A 19,351-nucleotide genomic window follows, 5' to 3' on the forward strand; every position below is an offset into this window, starting at 1 on the left:
TTATGATTTAGTAAAATCCACATTATCTTTAACCCACTTGGTCATATTCTGTCCCTCTATTGAAGCATACACTGGCCTTTTCCCTTTATAATCCCATAATACAACCAAGTTTTTCCTGCCAGTTTCTTTTGAATAATAGTCAATATCTTTTTTTGTTTGCTCTGTGTCTTCACTCACCTCATGATTACCCAAAGCTTCTGCTCCATCACGTAAATAACTCGATTCTGGCTTTGGGACAATATATGTCATCCAACTCTGTTCATTGTAATTAAATTTTCTCGCAAATATTCTTGCATTATCAGAAAATTCATCCAATGCCACCTGCTTAACCTTCTGCTGAGTAGTCATCCTTGCAATCTCGCTTGCTCTATTCTGCCAAAAAATATTAACTGATATTTTCTGAAAAATAAACACACCGGCTATAAAAATTGTTAGTGCAATTGCAGCAATTCCCAACTTCTTATTAACCTTCTTTTTAAACATATCTAGTATGAATCCAATTACAACAGGTAAAAGAACCAACACCGCAAAGAACACTAAAAATACTGACCAACCATTTATTCCATCATATACAGTCATAGAATTATTCATAATTAAAAGCTCCCTCCAAAATTACGCAACGTTAAAACATTAACAAATCAAAGGGTTTACGTAAAGCGAACTTTACGGGAACAGATGAATATTCCCCACTAATTCAAAAATTTAACTATCATTACTACTCCTTTATCCCTTACAATTAACCTATCAAATCATTTCTGGAGGTATCCCCCTTGCAAACCATCTACTTCAACCACGACGGTAACGTCGACGACCTTGTATCTCTGCTCCTCATTCTTCAGTTCCCCAAAACTAACCTAATTGGCGTTAGTACCGTTGGTGCCGACTCTTACGTTGAGCCTTCCGTTTCAGCATCACGGAAAATCATCGATCTGTTTGGTCACCAAGCCGGCCTTGAAGTTGCCAAATCCAACTCTCGACCAGTTAACCAGTTTCCAAACGAATGGCGACTCAGCACCTTCTCATTCGACGATTTTCCAATTCTTAACGAAGAGGACAAAATCAAGACACCTGAAGCTGCCAAACCAGCTCATTTGGACATGCTAGATAAAATAAAGGCCAGCGAAGAAAAGGTCACGTTAGTTATGACCGGTCCCCTCACTGACCTTGCGCGGGCAATCGAAGTTGACCCAAGCATCACTGATAATATTGACGAATTGTTCTGGATGGGTGGCTCAATGACCACCGACGGGAACGTGTCAGAACCAGGTCACGACGGCTCAGCTGAGTGGAACGCCTTCTGGGATCCTGAGGCCGTTAAAACCGTTTGGGACTCTGACATAAAAATCACCGTGGTTAGTTTGGACAGCACAAATCAAGTGCCATTAACTCCTGAATTGAGAAAACGGTGGGCAAAGCAACGCCGGTACCCAGCCATTGACCTTATTGGAATGGGCTATTCTCTGGTTCACTCATTCGAAGCTAACTCAACCTACTACCTTTGGGACGTATTGACCACATTGGTTAGCAAGTACCCAGACCTCGTAGAGTCCAAGCAAATTAAAACGGATGTCGTAGTTGACGGTCCATCTGCCGGCAAAACTTACATCACAGAAGAAGGCCGCGAAGTAACGTTTGTGACAAGTGTTCACGCGGACGAGTTCTTCGATAAGATGGATGAGTTGGCGAAGAGTGCGACAAATTAAGTAAACAAAAAGCCCTCCTAAGTAGGAGAGCTTTTTTAGTACAATCTACCAAGCCCCAATCGGCTTAACCAATGTACCACCATCATTTTCTTCAAACCCAAAATGCTCAATTAAATGTTGCTTCATCTTACTCTTATACGAGCCATTACTTCTGGATCCTTTTAGTTCTTGTAAATCCTCCATCAAATAGTCAATGTTGATTTCTGACGATTGCCTAAACACTCTAACCCACTCATTAACTTTAAGAATTAAATCTGGATCTGACTGATCAAGTAAAATGAAAGGCGAGCCTGGAACAACCAAGTATGAATTAAGCTCTACCAACTTACCCAGTAATTCAGTATTTACTTCATCAAAGAACATCATTGGTTTGTCCTTAACCTTGGTCACAACTGCCATTTCCTGAATTCGATAATCTTCAATAAACTGTTCATTATATTCAGCAATAATTACTTCAGGCTCCGGTTGCGGGGCCTTTTCTATTTCCCAAAGTCCAAGTTTTACCATGATTTTTTCCATTAAAGTAAGTTCTGGCTCTTTTACAGGGGTTGGAACACAAACTGTTTCATTTTCCTTCTTGTAATCAACCATTCGATCTTTGATTGAAAAGTAATACTCATAAGTTAATTCTCGCCAAAATTCTAATCGGTCCGCCAAATCTAGCTCTTCTATTTTTTTAAGCATAGACTCTGGAAAATTCAGTTCTGATATCATTAATTGTTTGGTGTTTTCTGAAACTATAGTGGTCTCGCAATCAAATCGCTTAGCTACAAATTTCATAACATCTTTCTGAATTCCCTCTACAATCTCATCGGTCATTCCTATTAAGCTTCTATCAGTAACTATTCCGTCTGAATTCACCATCAGGTACAAGCAGCCCTTGGCTCTCATAACGTTTCTTAAATATTGGGAATGGAGAATAACTTCAGGAAACACTCTGAACTCATAACGAGTATCTCTTTCAAATTTGGAAAAATCCATTTCTAAATCATTATCAATTTCCGGCGTTTCTTCCTTGGGTTCTTTTACTGGTTCTGGTTCTGGTTCTGGTTCTGGTTCTGGTTCTGGTTCTGGTTCTGGTTCTGGTTCTGGTTCTGGTTCTGGTTCTGGTTCTGGTTCTGGTTCTGGTTCTGGTTCTGGTTCTGGTTCTGGTTCAGTATGCTCCAGAACCTTTTCCTCTTCAACAGGTAATTCATCTTTTTTATCTTCGACAACCGCTTCCTGTTCTTCCAAAACCTCATCTGGCTCATCCATTTCAGGCATTTCAAACCGTTGTTCATTATTCACCACAGTTACACTCTTGGGTTTTCGGATAACAATCTTTTCAGGCTCTATCTCGCTAAACTCAGCCATGTTCTCAAAACTCATACCAGATTTTTCTTTAAGCGGTACAACTCCAACATGCTTAAGAGCTCGCAAAGTCCACGAATTATTCCCTTGAAACACCTTAAATATATTGTTTAAAATAATCCCATTAAAAAATGAATTCTTTTCAACTCCGGATTTTTCCAGAAAAAACTCAATCGAATTAGGAAGCCTAACATCTTTAAAAGAATCATCAAACGGGTTCATTGATTTTAAAATAGTAAAGTGATTATCAAAATGTTCAATTTCCTTATAAAACATATCAAAATCATCGTTTGCAACTACTTCGTAGCCCCGTAATCCAAACTCCATTACTAATAAATTAAAAAATGGATTGTCATTTTCATAGACTTCATTAACCACCGTTAGTGGAATTCTTACTTCGTTTCCAACCATAAGTTTTTTAACATTAATTTGATAATCTCTGATAAAGCGTCGCAAGTTTGGACTATCTACCTTATCAATATTTTTTTCGCATCGAACGTAGCCAACTAACATAAATCTCCCTCTCCAATTTATACCCACAATGTGAGCAACGTAACAATAAGTATACAGGAGTCATAACTATAATTAAATAGATCAAAGTGCGTAGTTGTTTGAAGCATGTACACGAATCGTATGAGTAAAAATCATGATGCTTGGGAACAGCGTAAGTTTAATTATTTGCTGACTGCAAAAGATGGTATCAGAAGAGGTCCATTTGGAAGTTCACTTAAAAAAGATTTCTTCGTGAAAAATGGTCAATATGCAGTATACGAACAAAAGAATGCAATATACGATAACTATGAAGTAAGATACGAAATCAGCGCAGACCGTTTCAATAAGTTGAAGTCTTTTGAATTGAAGCCAGGTGATTATATATTAAGTGGTGCTGGTACAATTGGCAAAATTTCAAGAGTTCCCAATGGAATAAAAAAAGGAGTTTTTAACCAAGCATTAATTAGAATTCGTATAAATCACGATTTGGTAAATGATATATATTTTTTAGAATTCATGAGATCAGAGAGCATGCAGAGAAAGTTAACCTCAACTAATCCTGGTTCAGCTATTACTAATTTGGTACCTATGAAAACTGTTAAAGATTTTGAAGTTAGTGTTCCTAAAATTGAAGAGCAAAAAAAGGTAGGCTTATTTCTAGTAACGGTTAGTAACCTTATCACCGCCAATCAGCGTCAGCACAAATCCCACCCTTCTTCCACCGAGAGTGGGATCTTTTCATCACTATATCAGACTTGCCAAATGCTTCATCACTTTATCATTATCCTGGTTCTCCAACTCCTGGATTATGTGTAAGTATGTCTGCTGTGTCGTATTCATATTCGAATGACCCAACCTTCTCGCCACCGACGCAATACTAACCCCAGAATATAATAAAAGTGAAGCATGAGTATGCCTTAGGCCATGCACCGAAATCACCGGAATTTCTGCTCTTTTACATAATCTTTCAAGCCAATGGTTCACGGTATCGTTATAAACCTTGCCTCGAACAAATATTGGATCATCAAGTGGCAGGCCCTTTGTAATTTGCGCAAACTGAATCACCGTCTGCCAATCCAATTGAATCCTCCTCTTTGACGATTCGTTCTTAGTTGGTGCAAACCTCGGCACATTACTCTTATAGTCCCAAGTCTTACTAACATTTAATGTCTGCCTTGCAAAATCAAAATCTGCTGGGGTCAACCCAAGTGCTTCCGAGAACCGCAACCCCGTCTTGGCAACTAACAAAATGAAGTAATCCCACGTCAATTCACCATCAGTCAACTCCAAGTTGTCTAGCAGTAATTGCAACTCCTTTTGATTCAAGAACTTGGGTTTGTGAAAGCCGGGCTTCCTCCCCTTTATAATCGCCTTTCTTGTTGGATCTTTATCAATCAGGTTTTCTTCCATTGCATCGATTAATGCACTTCGTAAATGACGGTGAAAATCCATTACCGTTTGTTTTTCATGCGTTTGAGCATAATCGTTCAAAATTTGTTGGTACTCAAGTCGATCAATTTCCTCCAACCTCAATTCTGGAGCCAGTCCCACTAAATGGCGATGCGTCATAATGTACTTTTTAAACGTAACCTCCCTGACAGCCCCTCGTTTATACAAATTCATCCACTCAAGAAAATACTGGTGTAACTTCATTCGTTTATCCATAACAACCCCTCCAAAATAAAAAAGTTAGCAACCATCTGGCTACTAACTCGTTTGTATCTTGAATTATGGAAAAACAAAAATTTAAACTTTTATCCCCGCGTCATCAATGGTGCAATCTTATTTGTATAGTAATCCTCAACGTCCCCTCTTACTTTCTTCTTCCAAGCAAGCATGTTGTTTAAATCACTATCAGGGTAACTTTCTTTAAATCGATTAAAAGCTTTTTTGGTCATCAGCTCCGTCATACCCTTTTGTTGCTGACTTTCTTCCTCAGAATCATAATTAGCCATGACGTACCGCAAGTCATCGTAATCAACCTTATACTCATCAGCAAAATGAGATAACATCTTCTTACTTTCCTGATCAATCAAGTCTTCCAAAACTTGGTTCAATTGTTGACCAGAATAGTTTTGGGGATCCTTCTGAACATCTTGCCACAAACTCCGGATAATATCGGCCAATGAACTATTGGTTTTGGCCAACTCGTCAATATATTCATCAACTTCGCTAACCTCTTTTTTGTTCATCGTGACTTGCTCATTTTCATCATCAGGAACATATGCTTGAATCAAGCCCATGATGTAACGGTCATCAACCTCTTTTGTATGAAATGAGGTCAACTCATATTCATCGTCAATTTCCAATTCTTCTTCGTCACTACCATCTTCCTGACGAATTGACTCTAACACATCCTCATAGGTACCGCGCATTTGTTCCATACTTTCATCGTCAATTTCAGAAACATCAATTCGCTCATCTTCTGGTAGTGATTCTTGATTGTCCAATTCATCAAACGTTCGAATAGCAGATAAATTCTTATCATACTCTTGGAATGCCTGGGCAAAAGCCTTCCTTTTATCAAGCGGAGCTGCCAGAATCGATGTTGCATCCGGACCAGCATTCATGTACTCCTGCATCTTTTTCTGTGAACTAGCAAACTTATCCCGGGTCGTCTTCCAATCTGGAGCAAGAATATCATTAGTTCCGCCGTGGGAGTACAGCTTTAAAGCCTCGTCAACATCCTTATCATACGTTTCAGGGTACTGGAACGTAATGATTTGTCCCCAAGTCTTATTCTTGTCAAAAATCCGATTTGTTCTAGAGAACGCTTGAATCAAGTTCTGTGGGTTAAGCGGTCTTCTATCGAGATAAAGAGTTGATAAGTTAGGCGAATCAAATCCTGTTAACAGCCGATCAACAACAATAACTATGTCCAACTGAGCCCCGGGCTGCTTATAGTTAGCCTTTTTTCTAGCTAAGCGATCATTAACATTCCGGTTATATCCGTCCAGTTCCCCCATTGTATAACTTGTGCCAAACATCTCGTTATAGTCAGCAAGTGATTCCTTCATCTCACTTTGATCAGCTTGTGATTCAGCTTCGTTTTGAGAAATTGAGTAAGTGATTGCAATTCTAGGAAAATCTGGTGCAACCTCTTGAATTCTTTTAGGTACTCCCTGCTCCTTAATATACTTCTTGAAAAATTTATAGTACTTTTGGGCCTGACTAATTGAAGAAGTTGTAAAAATAGCAGAGTAACGGTCATTATTCATTAGGCCTTGTTTTCGGTAAGCTAACTTGATGATGTTCTCAACAACGGACATCATGTGCGAGTCCGATGCGTATACCTCATCCATTTTCTTCTTATCAGATTCATCATTTGAATCTTGGGCGTCACTCCCATAGTTCTCAACCTTAAATCCAAGAACCGCCTTATCACGAATAGCATCTTCAATTGTGTATGAGTGCAATACTGGACCGTACATCTGCTCGGTTGTCCGAGCATCCTGGCCGTTCTCAGCTCTAGCATTTTGGTCAAATATCGGTGTTCCTGTAAACCCATACCACAACGGTTGCTTATTAAAGAACTTATCTAGTTCACGCTTTTGGCTTGGAGTAATCGTTCTGTGACATTCATCGACAATAAATGCTAGCCGCATATTCTTCAACTCTGCGTATCTTTTAGCCCCTTCTGGTTCTTCATCAATTCGTTTAAAAATCGTCTGCATCTTCTGGCGGGTTGTAACCACAACATTTCTATCACCGTTCGTCAACTGATCAGCTAAATCATAACTGTTGCTAGTTTCATTAATACTGATGGTATCGGTGTTTGCATATGTCTGAAATGCAGAGGTGGTTTGAGCATCCAAATCTTTCCGGTCAATTAAAAACACAGTCTTTTTAATCGATGGAATTTGAAGTAAGTTCCTAGCAACCTTATATGACGTTAAAGTCTTACCTGAACCAGTCGTGTGCCAAATAAATCCAGATTTACCTTCTTTTGAGGCTTCAAAGATTGCTTGAATCGCATGGATTTGGTACGGCCGCAAGAGAATCAAATTCTTCGCTTCACTATCTAAAACTGTGTAGTCAGCAATCATATGGTGAGCTGCCGGAATCGACAATACGTCATTAGCAAAGTCCAGGTAATTTTCAACCACCTTATTATTTTCATCAACCCAAGTTGTTAAAAACTTTGAGTTCAAGTTTTCACCAGCTGAAATGTACCTAGTCATAGCTCCATTTGTCACAATGAACATTTGTACAAAGCAGTAGATATCAGAGAACTTACCTTCATCAATATATTTTTGAATTTGATGAAAAGCCTGCATATATGGCTGCTTAGGTGTCTTCAATTCAATATGAATGACTGGCAACCCATTAATCAACAGTGACACATCAAATCGTCGATCTTGATCCAATGCCATGCTCTTTGGTACTTGAACTTGATGAACGATTTGGTACACGGATGTGCCACCTGAAACATTCGTATTGTTCAGAATAACTAAATCAGCATCTGGATTTGTGGAGTCGTCCCGCTTCACATGAATCCTAACTTGCCGATTGGCCCCCGTCATAAATTCAGCTGCTCTATAAAATGATGGTTGAATCATTTGAGCTTTAATTGTCGCTTTTTCATTTGCAGTTAGTGGTGCATCTGCAAGCTGTTCCTTGTTATTTGCAGCAAGAATGGTAAAGAAGTTATCCCATAATTGCGGAATTGTCTTTAAGTCTTCCCGTAGTTGCCACTGATTAACCCCCTGAGTTAGGCGATTGATCAGTTTGTTTTCCATCGCTAGTTCTTCTTCCATATTATTTCCCTCAGTTCTAATTATTTAGATAAACATTTTTTGTAGCAGACTCTTTTTGAGTTCTTGGAGTTTGTCGAGCTGACGCTGATTGGCGGTGATAAGGTCATCTACTTTTATGAATATGTTTGAAACGACTTTTTGTTCGGTAGTATTTGGGATGAAAATTTGTAGGTTTCTTACTAATTCAGAATTTATATTTACTTGAGCTCCTGGCTGGCCATATTTTTGCCAACTTGATTCATAAAATTCTAAAAATTGATACATAAAATTAATATTAAATTTTGGGTTTAAAAATACAATAAAGCCATCATGAATACCCGTTTTAATATAATTGATCACTGGCTTACCAACTGATGCCGCAATACTTAAAATCAAATGTGGCTCTTCAAGAACTAGCGTTTTCTTAATCCCCGCTTCGGATAGATGCTGTTCCACGTGTTCTATCTTTCCATGTTGCTCAGTCACATCGGATATTCGTAGCCATCCAACATCGCTATCTTCTGAAAACCACTTTTTGCTTTTTATTGGTCTTGGACTTGCTCCTCGCCTAATATCTGACAATTCTCCCAACTTACGCTGTTCCCAATCGTCAGTGAATCCATCAAATCTGAGCTCTGGAATTTTTGCCCCATTTTTTGGAAACATTTTTTGAAGCAATCCTTTTTTTAATTCTTGGAGTTTGTCGAGCTGACGCTGATTGGCAGTGATAAGGTAATCAATACTTGAAAATAAGGATGCGACCTGAACAGATTCTTCCTCATTGGGTATTAGTACATTAGCATTCTTTATGTCATCAGAATTGATGGATTCAAACGTTGATCCTGTACTATAAATTCTCCAATAATTAACAGTATTATATTTTCTTAATAAGTGATAAATAAACATCGAGGCCTTTATACCCGCAACCCCACGTCCTAAAACAACCCTATACTTAGTTAGAGCTACTTCTCCAACAGGAGCTCGGACTGTCAGAATAATATCACCTTTCTCTGCAATTTTAGTTTCTTGCTTGGTATAGATTCTTGGTTTTACCCACCCATTTTTGATATCAGCATTTCCTTGAACAAGGATAGTGTCATCCGGATTATCAGTATAGTTTTCTCCATTAGGGGATTGACCCATTGAAATTTCAGCAACATCAGATAACTTACGCTGTTCCCAATCGTCAGTGAATCCCTTGAACCTCAGCCTTGGCTTTTTAGTTGTTTCTTTCATTAACCCAAGTCCTCCTCAAGGTCATTGATAAACGCATTCAATCCTTCCATAATGCTGTCATCGTCAGACGTCATATCTTTCAACATTGATACAAGTTCTTTTTCATTCTTCTTAATATCTTGGCGAGTTTCTCTAAGGTCCTTAGATACTTCACGAAGATCAATTTCTGGTTCTGGTTCAAAGGTATCTACATAACGAGGAATATTTAAGTTAAACTCATTTTCTTGAATTTCATCGAAGGTAGCAAGGTGCGCAAATTTATCTACATCTTCTCGCTTTTCGTATGTGTCGAGAATCTTTTGGATATCTTCTTCCCTCAACATATTTTGAGTTTTAATTTTTTCGAAGTTTTTAGATGCATCGATGAACATCACATCTCGATCCTTCTTGTCCTTTTTGAGAACAACGATGGTCGTTGGAATACTTGTACTGTAGAACAAGTTTGCGGGCAATCCAATAACTGCATCAATAGCACCATCTTCAAGCAATTTTTGACGAATCTTTCCTTCAGTACCGCCACGGAATAGAACCCCATGTGGAAGAACGATTGCCATTGCTCCACTGTGTTTCAAATGATAGTAACCGTGCAAAAGAAATGCATAATCGGCCTTAGACTTTGGAGGTAAAACACCAAAAGCAGAGAATCTTGGATCATCCTTGAAACCATCGTTGGCTGACCATTTAAGTGAGTATGGTGGGTTCATAACAACTGAATCAAAGTTGGCAACTTCTTCAGCGGGCCAATCTTCGTCCAATGTGTCACCATTCCGAAGCTTTTGGTTAGCAATGTCAACGTGGTGAAGAATCATATTCATTCTGGCAAGGTTGAAAGTTGAGGTGTTGATTTCTTGTCCGAAGTAAGTAATTCTGTCTCCGTTTTTAATGAACCGTTTGAAGTTCAATAGAAGTGAACCAGATCCCATAGCTGGGTCATAGACGGTCATTCCATCTGAGTAGTCTTTACCAACCAGCGTTAGTTTAGTCAACAATTCAGATACTTGCTTAGGAGTATAGAATTCGCCGGCCTTCTTACCTGATTCTGAAGCAAATTGACTGATTAAGTATTCGTAAGCATCCCCGAGCGAATCACCAGATGTTTTAACTAATTCAAGCTTACCAATTGCAGAAATAACCCCAGAGATTGTATCAGCTTGCTTTTGGGCAGAGCTCCCTAATCGTTTTGAATATAAATCATAATCATCGAACAAGCCTTCAAATACTGAACTTGACCCTTCCAAGCTAGTAAAGGCATTTTGGAGTTCGCTTAATTGGAAAGTGTGATCATTAACTAGTTTTAAAATGTTGGTATAAGTGTATTGGGGTTGGATAACATAACCAAAATCTGCGCGTAGTTCTTCTAGCAAATCTGGGTTATCAGCATTTTCTTCATAGACTTTTTGAGCATCTTCCAAAGTGCCGCCGTCTTCACCAAGTAATTCAGAAATTTCATAAAGCATATTGTCTGAGAGGTACTTGTAAAAGACCGTTCCTAATAGGTAGTTTTTGTATTCGTTGGCATCCATCTTTGAGCGAAGCACATCCGCTGCGCTGAATAATCCGCTTTGTAAGCTTGTTGTTTCTGACATAATTATTTTCCTCCGTTAATATCGTTCTTATCTAATATAGTAAGAATCGCTTTGTTTATTTTTTTTGAGTATTCTCGTTGTAGCCGAATCTGAATGAGCATTTGACGATAAACGTCACCTAACCGCTTTTGAGCTTCAAATGGCGGTAGTTTGATATCTAATCCCCTCACACTGCCAGCAGTCATTCTTCTTATCGCAGAACCTTCCATTGTTGTGAACAATTGACGCTTCACCGTTTCCGATTCATTTAGGACATAGCAGATATACCATCTATATACCTTGGAATCATCGACCGTCATCCGCATAATGTTCTGTGGAATTATTTTCCCCTCTGACTGTGGTGAAACAATTGTGGATTTCTTAGTCATCAAATTGATGATTAAATCCCCCGCAACTAAGCTGTCCCCCGTCGAACTTTTAGCATCCTTACTCCAATAGCCTTGTGATAGATCGAAATCAATATCTTCATTGGTGTAGATATTTGGATTATCCATCTTTTGACGAAGTACGAAGCTGTTTGCACCAACGGATACTTTTGCAATCTTATCTAATTTCAAATGTTACCTCCTCCTCTTTTTTAAAAATAAATCAGCTGAGTTATTATTACAAAACTAATTGTAAAAGAGTGAAGATCATTCGTCAACAACTTTTTAAATAAATCTGATGATTTATTTAAAAAGCAGAAGCGTTTTTAGATTTCTATTCCTATGTATATATCAAAAATTGAGCAATACATAATTAATTTATGAATTAGGATGAGTATAAGCGTAACAAGGAAGTTACGGTGGGGTCAATGGGTAAAAGGGTGTAGTTTGCTTTTGTGTTTTCAGCTAGTTCAAAGAAAAACTATTTATTAGTGAATTATGCTTACAAAAGTGGAATAATTATAGTCACTAGGGGGAATAACAATGAACAAAAAAATAATCAGTACCATTCTTTTAGGGGTTGGAGCAATGTCCTTATCACTTGTCTCTAACCAAGAAACCGCATCGGCAAAGAAAACTTACGGAACAATTGGGTATGAGACTGGAAAGAAAATAAATAAGTGGTCAGAATCACATTGGATTAAATTTATAGGTGGCTCTGAAACCAAAAAGGACTTTATGCACAAGGCAAACTATGTTTTGAAACATAACCATGTTTCTTTAAAGAATCATAATTTATATGTCGCAACTACAGGCCACAGATCCTTTCCACTAATAAACTTTTATGCAATTGGAAAAAATAACCACAGATTTTATTTTGATGATTATTATTTTGATAATAAAAGCGGAATTAAAAAGGAAAAAGTGATTGAATTAATGCCTAAAATGCTCAACAAAAGCGATAAAATCACAAATCCATCACACGGTAAACACTGGGTAGACTATGCAATGAATACCTATTATGAAACTGATACTGATGGAACGTATATTAAAGCTCCTGGTTTCAAAGATCCATATTACTATCAAGATAATCTATTTAACTATATGCCAAACATGGGCGGTGCAATCAATGGTATGGGAGCCGTCAATACTAAGAAAAAGATTTTGATTCAAGCTCCAGATATGTTTAAGTACGAGTGGCCAACGGGTAATTAATCAGCTTTGAGATTAATACAGCACATAGGGGGACAACAATAATGCAATTCAACAAAAAAACGCTAATAAATTTAATTCTATTTGCTATTGCTTGTGTCTTTACCTTCTCTGTGGGTACTTCAGGCCAGTACAAAATTGCTTACGCTAAACACTATAAAGATGTAAAGATTTGGAGTCAAAAGCGAATGCATATGAAAAGTATTACGCTGACTCACGGAAAAATATACACCTATCCAGATTTAACTGATAAGCACCCAATTAAAATATCAAAAGCAAAAACTGGTGAGAGTTTTTGGTGGATTTATGAGATAAAGTATAGACTTAGAAACGGGCGCTGGGCGCTTTACCGATGTGTTAAGACTACTCCAGGAAAGCATAAATTTTATGTTGGGTACGTTTTTCATAAATACACCACTCATCCTAAGTGGGTATCTAAAATTGCCATTCCTAAAGTTGGTAAACACTTAGCTAATTCCCAAAAAGATGTGATGCTTTTATCTAAGCCTAAAAAATCAGGTGGCCTAATTAATAGCTATAGTCGCGTACCTGGTATGCGAACTGCAAAATTGTATGATGGCAATTACATTTACTGGCTAACAAACCATCCAAAATTTGCTGTTGAATCTGTTCCTGGTATCCACAGCTTATCTGAAAAATTTGTAAACCATACAAGGCATTGGCAAATGTACTGGACAAATGATGCACCAATTGACTACGGAACTACTCCTGGAAAGAAAGGATTTAGGTTATTCAGCCATATGTATGATCCACTACAATCATATTTTCCTTTAATACTAGGTGGTAAATACGGTAACCAAGGTTTTTCAACACTGTATAATTGGCACCAGAAGATACTATTGGTAAATAGGCAAACGTATAATTACAAAGCAAACTAATATTAAAAAGCGTCTCAAACTAGTTCACAATAATAACTAGCTTGAGGCGCTTTATACTTATATTTCACTTATTATTTATGATAATAATACGTAGCCTTTAACGGAGACATTAATCCCCCACCAGACGGTTTATAATCAGCTAACGCTTGCTTGCCATTATACTTAACCGCTTTTAGCATAGTCCATGCATCCGTACCATTTTGGGACAGAAGCCACTTACCATGGTCTTTTTGAACAACTAACTGGCGGGTTTTATAATAATGCTTCTTTCCTGACAGTTCGTAGTAGTACCTAACTTTATGGTTATGGTACTGATAGGATTTAAAATAATATTTACTGATGTTGAAAACTGAAGTATCGCCATTTTTATAATGATGATACCAATTACCCCGAATGGACTTTGGGGTTGTCACATCTTTTGATTTGGCGTAGGACGTGGTTGAACTTAACCCAACACCACCACTAATTATCGCAATTAAAGTTAATTGCATCCAAGTTCGTTTTTTCATTATTAATCTCCTTTCGTATTATTTTAAATCTATTTAATGAGATCCATTCGCCAAACCACCATAACTATGCGGTACCTTATGACTTACAAAATCAAACCATACTCCACCTTGATACCCTCTAATGACTTTGTACTTTTTCCCATTAATTTTTCGATACGTGAGTCCAAGACCGTTACCGGGAAATGCACTTGATGCCGCGTATTTCAAGTTTGGTTGTAAATAGAAAATTTTGACTCCATTCGCTACTTTGTAAAAACCTTTAAATGACATTTTGTGAGCATTGGACTTGGCACTAGTTGATATCTTAAAGGCCTTCACTCCGGGTGATTTAATATAGGCAGAACTTTTTGATATTTTGATAGTTCTCCACGTTTTCTTACCATTATATTGATAGAATGTACCTCTAACAGATTTTGGAGTTGTTGCAGCATATGTGCTATTCGAATCTGAAACAATCGCAAAAGTGATTCCCAAACTAACTGATGCAAGTACGATAGCAACAATTTTCTTAATTCCCATCATTCTTTCTCCTCGCTTGTATATAATCCTAAAAAGTAAGAGTCCAATTCTATCCAAAAAGAATTGGGCTCTTATTTTAACTATCTAGTTAAAACAAGGCCTCTCGCCTTAGCTTTATGCTTGCTAATATAAGTGAACTTATCTGTATAATGATAACCTTGAACTTTAAACTTCAAAGAATATTTATTGTGACCAGTTTTTTTATAACTCACTTTACCAGTGCCACCGCCCTTACCATATACGGTAAGCTTATTCTTGGTGATCTTGTATACTGGATAGCCTTCATTTTTCCATGTACCACGAAGAACCTTTGGTGATCCCTTATGCCATGAGCTTGCTCCGGCTGAAACGGTCATGCCGCCAAGTCCAAGAAGTGTGGTGGATAGAAGTATGAGTGCGATTTGTTTGGTTTTCATTGGTTAATCCCCCTTTGTTTATCTATAATCCCAGCCACTCCAGTACTTGTTATTATATGGATAGGTTTCCCGACTAGTGACCTTATGACTATTACCAACAACTTTTATGTGATATCTCTTATGGCTATAGAAATATTCAATCCCTGAGAAGATATAAGAATGTTTACCAACCTTCTTATATTTAACATTTTTTAAATGTAACCCATCACCGGGGCCACCATCATCAAAGCCTGCCTTGCCAATTGTCGTATAGTAAGAGATTCCATGACGCTTACTGGTATAATGATGCCTCAAAACTTTCGGCGTCCCCTTATGCCATCCTGCCGCATCCACCTGCTGTTGCGTCGACACATATGTAACTCCGCCAAGCGCTAGCCCAGCAATCACTGCAATTCTGTTTAATTTCATTTTGTTCATCCCCTCAAATATGATTACTTTTTTATAATACTACAATACATAATCACTTCAATTAAAAAGCAGGTTGAATTTTGGCAAACAAAAAACGCGTAACCATAACGATTACGCGTTTTAAATCACTTTTTATTCCTAAACAATATCTTAATTATACATTTGCCATAATTTCTCTTATTAAGCAGATATTCTGCTTCCTCATCACCCCAGCGTGCGCGCTTCTCTAGCTCATCTCTGGCATATTTAGCGATTATCGCCTCTGGCATGCTGTGTGGGAAAAGTCGGCCGTATAAGTAATCATTTGGTTTGTCGTCCATCAAAACGTCTCCCTTAGTATTAAATTTTTGGTACAAGATTAGTTTACTACAAAACAGATTCAATAATCCTAAATAATAATATTTTTATTAGTCGATAGTGATATAATTTTTGTGAATAAACTTATACGGGGGTATATATCAATGAACGGTAAGAAATTATTTTGGGGAGTCTTGGCGATTCCATTAGGATTGTCAGTAGCATTTAGTAATCCGACAAGTGTGAATGCGGCAAAGTGGCATAAGGGAACACCTACATTCTTTAGAGGGTCTTGGATACACAAACCATACAAACAGTGGGAAGTCTCAAAAAAACAAATATCTGAGTATAGACAGTATTCAACAATTGGCAACTACTTCTATGCGCCAAATCTATATAACCATATTTACTACAAGCATGTCGGTCATACATACAAGTTCAGAGTAAAGGATTATGGTGCAAAAACTCATCATACATTTAAATGGAAGGTTATCAACCACAATACTTTTGCTTCGAGCCATGGAGTTAGGTATTACAGGATTAAAAAATAAACATTATTAACAAAGCCTCGGTTCACTTAACACGAACCGAGGCTTTTCTTTTATTAAATCAAATCACTAATCTTCTTTTGTAAATCTGAAATTTGGTTATTAATGTCTTTCAACTTAGTTCTGTATCCATCAGCCTTATCGGCATCATTCCTTAAGCCAACCATCTTTTGATAGTATTCTTCAGCTTTCTCAGCATCAGGTCCTACTTCATTTTCGATTGATTTATATTCATCAATTTGCTCAGTTATTTTCTTAATCTGAAATTCTTTAGCCCGATATTCTAGGATTAGTTGCTTATCATCTGAGTTAGCATCCATCTTTTCTAATTCGGACTTAAGGGAATCTAGTAACGATTCACTACCACTTAGGCCATCGCTTCTATAAATAACTAAAAATTCTTCATATTTTTCCTTCATCATTTCCGCCTTCGCCCGTTTGCCACCATCAGCATCCGTCTTAGCGATTTTCTTTGATAAAGAATCAGCCTTAACCTTTAATCCTGCGATTTGTTCATTCAATTTGTTGATCTCATCTTTATGCTTTTCCACATTAGTCATCACTGTCGCACCTAAACCAGGTTGTAATCCCGCCACATTAGTATTCTCAGGATTTAACACCCCTGGCTTATTAGTTGGTGCCACTGAGTTGTTATTAGTAGTGGTATTTTTGCTGTACTTAACGGTCTTAACCGCCACCGTCTTTTTAACGGTCTTGTACCCCTTCTTTGAAACAGTTACTCGATAATGCCAATTGCCAGTCAAAGAGTACTTTGCCTTAAGCTTGAATACTCCCTTAGTATTGGCGTGACCCTTAGCGTAAGTAATCCCCTTGCGAGTCACTTTTACCGTGGCCTTGGCTTTAGTCTTTCCCTTAACATAAGTACTTTGCTCAGTCAGTTTATTCACACTAACCTTCATTGACTTGGTCTTTGCGCTCGCAGTGGTCAAACTAACCCCAAATAATAACGAAGTAGCTAGTAAAGTTGTTGCTAGTTGCTTTGTCTTCATAAAAATAAAAATCTCCCTTTAAAAATTTATGTAACTTTAGTAGTGTACAGGAATACAAGTTGGTAATAAAGGATTAATTTAAAGGGTTTACTTTCAGAAATAACGGCATTAACTATAACCCCTGTTACATATATTCAAAAATATTTCCAAAACAAAAAAGAACCTCCACCCTTTTTCCCGTACTTAACTTTAGTGAGGTTCTTCAACTCATATTTGATTTTCAACTCTAACTAACATCCACCTTCAGATCATACACCCGCTCCGCAATCTTTCTCACGTCTGCAGGCGTCGTTCGGCAGCAACCACCTATCACGTTGGCCCCCTCTGCCAACCATTTCTGGGCAAACTCGCCAAAGTCTGCAGGTGTCTTGCTTGCTACCCATTCACCTTTATCGGTATCAAACACATCCCCATTATTCGGATACACGATCACCGGCTTATCCGTGTACTTCTTGATTTCATTAATCAGCTCACTGATTCGGTGAATCGAGGTACAGTTTACCCCAACCAATTCAATGTTTGGTTGCTCATCGAGATACCTAACCACTTCAGAAATTGGCGTCCCATCGCAAATCGTCCGCTCATCAGCGGTGCTCAGTGACACCCATGCTCGTTTGTTAGAAAAGTCCCGATACAGCAACTCTACCAGTGCCTGAATCTCATCAAACCTGGGCATGGTTTCAAGGGCAAAGATATCAATTCCTGCATCATCAAGCTCCTCAAGCAGTGGTCGGTGAAAATCCTGATATTGGTACTTTGTCAGATGATAATCCCCCGTATACTCGCTACCGTCACTCAGAAACGCTCCGTATGGGGCAACACTTCCGGCAATTACAGCAGGTAACGTCTGCGTCCTAGCAGCGAAGTCGTTACGGGCTTGTTTAGCTAGTTTGACAGCCTTATGAATGTAGTGACTGGCGTCCTCATCACTCATCCCATTCGTCGTGAATACCAGCGGATTGGATTGATAAGTTGTCGTAATGATGATATCCGCCCCTGCTTCTAGGTACTTGGTATGCGCATCGTAAATGGCCTCCGGATTATTAATCAGGGTCTGACTTGACCACAACTTATCGCTGTCGATCAAGCCCTCGTTTTCAAGCAGCGTCCCCATCGCCCCATCAAGGACCAATGCGTTGTGGGGAGCTCTCAGTAATCGTTGTTTTAGCAAACTACCAACCATAATCGTCACCTCGTTTATTTACCGGGATACCATACGTGGGATAACCCGCCCTTCGTAATGAATAGTTCAATATATAGATACGCCCCTGCCAGACAAAGTTCGGCGATTGCTACTAATCTAAAGGTCCAGTCAACTTTGGTAGCTGGCTGAAAATTGTAGTAGGAACGTTGATTTTTAATGCCATAGAGTCGTAATTCCATCGCCGTTGCGATTGTTCCTACTCGATTAAACGTCGAAAACAAAAGCGGCATCAAAATTTTGACGGACAATTTAATTCGTTTGAAAAGGCCCGTTCGTTTCTTATCAAGCTCCAATCCCCTCATTTGAAGCGAATTCTTGATAGTCTTGTAATCCCGCATGATATCAGGAACTGATCTCAACCCCAACGACATAATTGTGCAGACTTTATATGGTACGTGCAGGCGGTACAATCCTTCGGCCAGCTGACTAGGGGTAATTGCAAGAATGAACCACAGACTGGCAACGAACATGCTGAAAACTTTTAGCAACCGCACACTCAGATAGAACAGGGTTTCGGCGGTCACCGGATAGTGACTGGTTAGGCTAAATAGGACGGTACTCTGACCAATCGCGTTACTGCCCACGTTTGGTGAAACTAAAAACATCAGAGCCACATTCAGCAGGTTCATCCAAACGACAAACCAGGTAACAGCCTTGATAGTCCGCCACTGTGGTCTTTCGGAGAGTAACAGCCCCAAGTTGATCAAAAACGCGATTCCTAAAATTCGAACGTCAAAAGTCACCATAATCAGCACTAGATTAGCAACCAGCAAAGCAATTTTGGTAGCTCCGTTCAGCTTTTGAATGGAGTGAACTCCAGGTAAATAGTTAACGATAAATGTATCTTCCATGATGTTCCTC

Annotated in this window: 20 protein-coding genes; 5 read left to right on the forward strand and 15 right to left on the reverse strand. The window is 38.4% G+C overall.

Going from position 1 to position 19,351, the window contains the following annotated elements:
- Nucleotides 1-591, reverse strand: a complete 591-nt coding sequence (locus QOW94_RS01940) for a hypothetical protein (protein ID WP_283678404.1) — start codon at nt 589-591, stop codon at nt 1-3.
- A 179-nt stretch (nt 592-770) separates the two neighbouring features.
- On the opposite strand from QOW94_RS01940, the gene QOW94_RS01945 reads away from it, so the two are divergent.
- Nucleotides 771-1,703, forward strand: a complete 933-nt coding sequence (locus QOW94_RS01945; protein ID WP_283678405.1) for a nucleoside hydrolase — start codon at nt 771-773, stop codon at nt 1,701-1,703.
- A 45-nt stretch (nt 1,704-1,748) separates the two neighbouring features.
- Here the strand turns inward: QOW94_RS01945 and QOW94_RS01950 are convergent, their stop codons facing one another.
- Entirely contained in the window at nt 1,749-3,566 is a 1,818-nt protein-coding gene (locus QOW94_RS01950) for a hypothetical protein (RefSeq protein WP_283678407.1), read from the reverse strand.
- Nucleotides 3,567-3,686: 120 nt separating this feature from the next.
- Here QOW94_RS01950 and QOW94_RS01955 point away from each other — a divergent pair, with 120 nt between their 5' ends.
- Nucleotides 3,687-4,361 (forward strand): restriction endonuclease subunit S, encoded by a 675-nt coding sequence (locus tag QOW94_RS01955; protein WP_283678408.1) that lies wholly within the window; start codon nt 3,687-3,689, stop codon nt 4,359-4,361.
- Here the strand turns inward: QOW94_RS01955 and QOW94_RS01960 are convergent.
- The 5 genes from QOW94_RS01960 to QOW94_RS01980 form a co-directional block, all read right to left on the reverse strand.
- On the reverse strand, nt 4,290-5,210 hold the full coding sequence (locus QOW94_RS01960; protein WP_283678409.1) for a site-specific integrase: 921 nt from the start codon (nt 5,208-5,210) through the stop codon (nt 4,290-4,292). The two genes, QOW94_RS01955 and QOW94_RS01960, sit on opposite strands and share 72 nt — an antisense overlap.
- 89 nt (nt 5,211-5,299) lie before the next feature.
- Entirely contained in the window at nt 5,300-8,302 is a 3,003-nt protein-coding gene (locus QOW94_RS01965; protein ID WP_283678411.1) for a type I restriction endonuclease subunit R, EcoR124 family, read from the reverse strand.
- A 24-nt stretch (nt 8,303-8,326) separates the two neighbouring features.
- A complete protein-coding gene (locus tag QOW94_RS01970) occupies nt 8,327-9,517 on the reverse strand; it encodes a restriction endonuclease subunit S (protein WP_283678412.1) in 1,191 nt (396 codons plus the stop codon).
- Nucleotides 9,517-11,103: a type I restriction-modification system subunit M gene (locus QOW94_RS01975; RefSeq protein ID WP_283678413.1), complete on the reverse strand. Its 1,587-nt coding sequence runs from the start codon at nt 11,101-11,103 to the stop codon at nt 9,517-9,519. Before QOW94_RS01975 ends, QOW94_RS01970 begins: the two co-directional genes overlap by 1 nt.
- Before the next feature lie 2 nt (nt 11,104-11,105).
- Nucleotides 11,106-11,660: a restriction endonuclease subunit S domain-containing protein gene (locus QOW94_RS01980; RefSeq protein ID WP_283678414.1), complete on the reverse strand. Its 555-nt coding sequence runs from the start codon at nt 11,658-11,660 to the stop codon at nt 11,106-11,108.
- 351 nt (nt 11,661-12,011) lie between these two features.
- Between QOW94_RS01980 and QOW94_RS01985 the strand changes: the two genes are divergently transcribed.
- A complete protein-coding gene (locus tag QOW94_RS01985; protein ID WP_283678415.1) occupies nt 12,012-12,683 on the forward strand; it encodes a hypothetical protein in 672 nt (223 codons plus the stop codon).
- A gap of 41 nt (nt 12,684-12,724) precedes the next feature.
- Nucleotides 12,725-13,579: a hypothetical protein gene (locus QOW94_RS01990; RefSeq protein WP_283678416.1), complete on the forward strand. Its 855-nt coding sequence runs from the start codon at nt 12,725-12,727 to the stop codon at nt 13,577-13,579.
- A 71-nt stretch (nt 13,580-13,650) separates the two neighbouring features.
- Here QOW94_RS01990 and QOW94_RS01995 read toward each other — a convergent pair whose 3' ends face one another.
- From QOW94_RS01995 to QOW94_RS02015, 5 genes are all read right to left on the reverse strand, one after another.
- Complete coding sequence (locus QOW94_RS01995; RefSeq protein WP_283678417.1) at nt 13,651-14,088, reverse strand: hypothetical protein; 438 nt, start codon at nt 14,086-14,088, stop codon at nt 13,651-13,653.
- 33 nt (nt 14,089-14,121) lie between these two features.
- Nucleotides 14,122-14,607 (reverse strand): hypothetical protein, encoded by a 486-nt coding sequence (locus QOW94_RS02000; protein WP_283678418.1) that lies wholly within the window; start codon nt 14,605-14,607, stop codon nt 14,122-14,124.
- Nucleotides 14,608-14,687: 80 nt separating this feature from the next.
- Nucleotides 14,688-15,023, reverse strand: coding sequence for a hypothetical protein (locus tag QOW94_RS02005; RefSeq protein WP_283678419.1), 336 nt, complete (start codon nt 15,021-15,023; stop codon nt 14,688-14,690).
- Between the two features lie 18 nt (nt 15,024-15,041).
- A complete protein-coding gene (locus tag QOW94_RS02010) occupies nt 15,042-15,431 on the reverse strand; it encodes a hypothetical protein (protein ID WP_283678420.1) in 390 nt (129 codons plus the stop codon).
- Nucleotides 15,432-15,556: 125 nt separating this feature from the next.
- Nucleotides 15,557-15,751: a hypothetical protein gene (locus QOW94_RS02015; protein WP_283678421.1), complete on the reverse strand. Its 195-nt coding sequence runs from the start codon at nt 15,749-15,751 to the stop codon at nt 15,557-15,559.
- A 141-nt stretch (nt 15,752-15,892) separates the two neighbouring features.
- On the opposite strand from QOW94_RS02015, the gene QOW94_RS02020 reads away from it, so the two are divergent.
- Nucleotides 15,893-16,279: a hypothetical protein gene (locus QOW94_RS02020; protein WP_283678422.1), complete on the forward strand. Its 387-nt coding sequence runs from the start codon at nt 15,893-15,895 to the stop codon at nt 16,277-16,279.
- A gap of 53 nt (nt 16,280-16,332) precedes the next feature.
- Here the strand turns inward: QOW94_RS02020 and QOW94_RS02025 are convergent, their stop codons facing one another.
- The 3 genes from QOW94_RS02025 to QOW94_RS02035 form a co-directional block, all read right to left on the reverse strand.
- A complete protein-coding gene (locus QOW94_RS02025; RefSeq protein ID WP_283678423.1) occupies nt 16,333-17,286 on the reverse strand; it encodes a coiled-coil domain-containing protein in 954 nt (317 codons plus the stop codon).
- A 226-nt stretch (nt 17,287-17,512) separates the two neighbouring features.
- Nucleotides 17,513-18,469: a homocysteine S-methyltransferase gene (gene mmuM, locus QOW94_RS02030; protein WP_283678424.1), complete on the reverse strand. Its 957-nt coding sequence runs from the start codon at nt 18,467-18,469 to the stop codon at nt 17,513-17,515.
- Between the two features lie 14 nt (nt 18,470-18,483).
- Nucleotides 18,484-19,341 carry an energy-coupling factor transporter transmembrane component T family protein gene (locus QOW94_RS02035; RefSeq protein WP_283678425.1) on the reverse strand — a complete coding sequence of 286 codons (858 nt, stop codon included), beginning with the start codon at nt 19,339-19,341 and terminating at the stop codon, nt 18,484-18,486.
- Nucleotides 19,342-19,351 lie beyond the last annotated feature (10 nt).

The sequence above is a fragment of the Lentilactobacillus sp. Marseille-Q4993 genome, assembly GCF_951230165.1.
Lineage (GTDB): Bacteria > Bacillota > Bacilli > Lactobacillales > Lactobacillaceae > Lentilactobacillus.

Coding starts and splice junctions, on each gene's coding strand:
- QOW94_RS01940 (WP_283678404.1), bottom strand. CDS start 591: ATGAATAATTCTATGACTGTATATGATGGAATAAATGGTTGGTCAGTA.
- QOW94_RS01950 (WP_283678407.1), bottom strand. CDS start 3,566: ATGTTAGTTGGCTACGTTCGATGCGAAAAAAATATTGATAAGGTAGAT.
- QOW94_RS01955 (WP_283678408.1), top strand. CDS start 3,687: ATGAGTAAAAATCATGATGCTTGGGAACAGCGTAAGTTTAATTATTTG.
- QOW94_RS01960 (WP_283678409.1), bottom strand. CDS start 5,210: ATGGATAAACGAATGAAGTTACACCAGTATTTTCTTGAGTGGATGAAT.
- QOW94_RS01965 (WP_283678411.1), bottom strand. CDS start 8,302: ATGGAAGAAGAACTAGCGATGGAAAACAAACTGATCAATCGCCTAACT.
- QOW94_RS01970 (WP_283678412.1), bottom strand. CDS start 9,517: ATGAAAGAAACAACTAAAAAGCCAAGGCTGAGGTTCAAGGGATTCACT.
- QOW94_RS01975 (WP_283678413.1), bottom strand. CDS start 11,103: ATGTCAGAAACAACAAGCTTACAAAGCGGATTATTCAGCGCAGCGGAT.
- QOW94_RS01985 (WP_283678415.1), top strand. CDS start 12,012: ATGAACAAAAAAATAATCAGTACCATTCTTTTAGGGGTTGGAGCAATG.
- QOW94_RS01990 (WP_283678416.1), top strand. CDS start 12,725: ATGCAATTCAACAAAAAAACGCTAATAAATTTAATTCTATTTGCTATT.
- QOW94_RS01995 (WP_283678417.1), bottom strand. CDS start 14,088: ATGAAAAAACGAACTTGGATGCAATTAACTTTAATTGCGATAATTAGT.
- QOW94_RS02000 (WP_283678418.1), bottom strand. CDS start 14,607: ATGGGAATTAAGAAAATTGTTGCTATCGTACTTGCATCAGTTAGTTTG.
- QOW94_RS02005 (WP_283678419.1), bottom strand. CDS start 15,023: ATGAAAACCAAACAAATCGCACTCATACTTCTATCCACCACACTTCTT.
- QOW94_RS02010 (WP_283678420.1), bottom strand. CDS start 15,431: ATGAAATTAAACAGAATTGCAGTGATTGCTGGGCTAGCGCTTGGCGGA.
- QOW94_RS02015 (WP_283678421.1), bottom strand. CDS start 15,751: ATGGACGACAAACCAAATGATTACTTATACGGCCGACTTTTCCCACAC.
- QOW94_RS02020 (WP_283678422.1), top strand. CDS start 15,893: ATGAACGGTAAGAAATTATTTTGGGGAGTCTTGGCGATTCCATTAGGA.
- QOW94_RS02025 (WP_283678423.1), bottom strand. CDS start 17,286: ATGAAGACAAAGCAACTAGCAACAACTTTACTAGCTACTTCGTTATTA.
- mmuM (WP_283678424.1), bottom strand. CDS start 18,469: ATGGTTGGTAGTTTGCTAAAACAACGATTACTGAGAGCTCCCCACAAC.
- QOW94_RS02035 (WP_283678425.1), bottom strand. CDS start 19,341: ATGGAAGATACATTTATCGTTAACTATTTACCTGGAGTTCACTCCATT.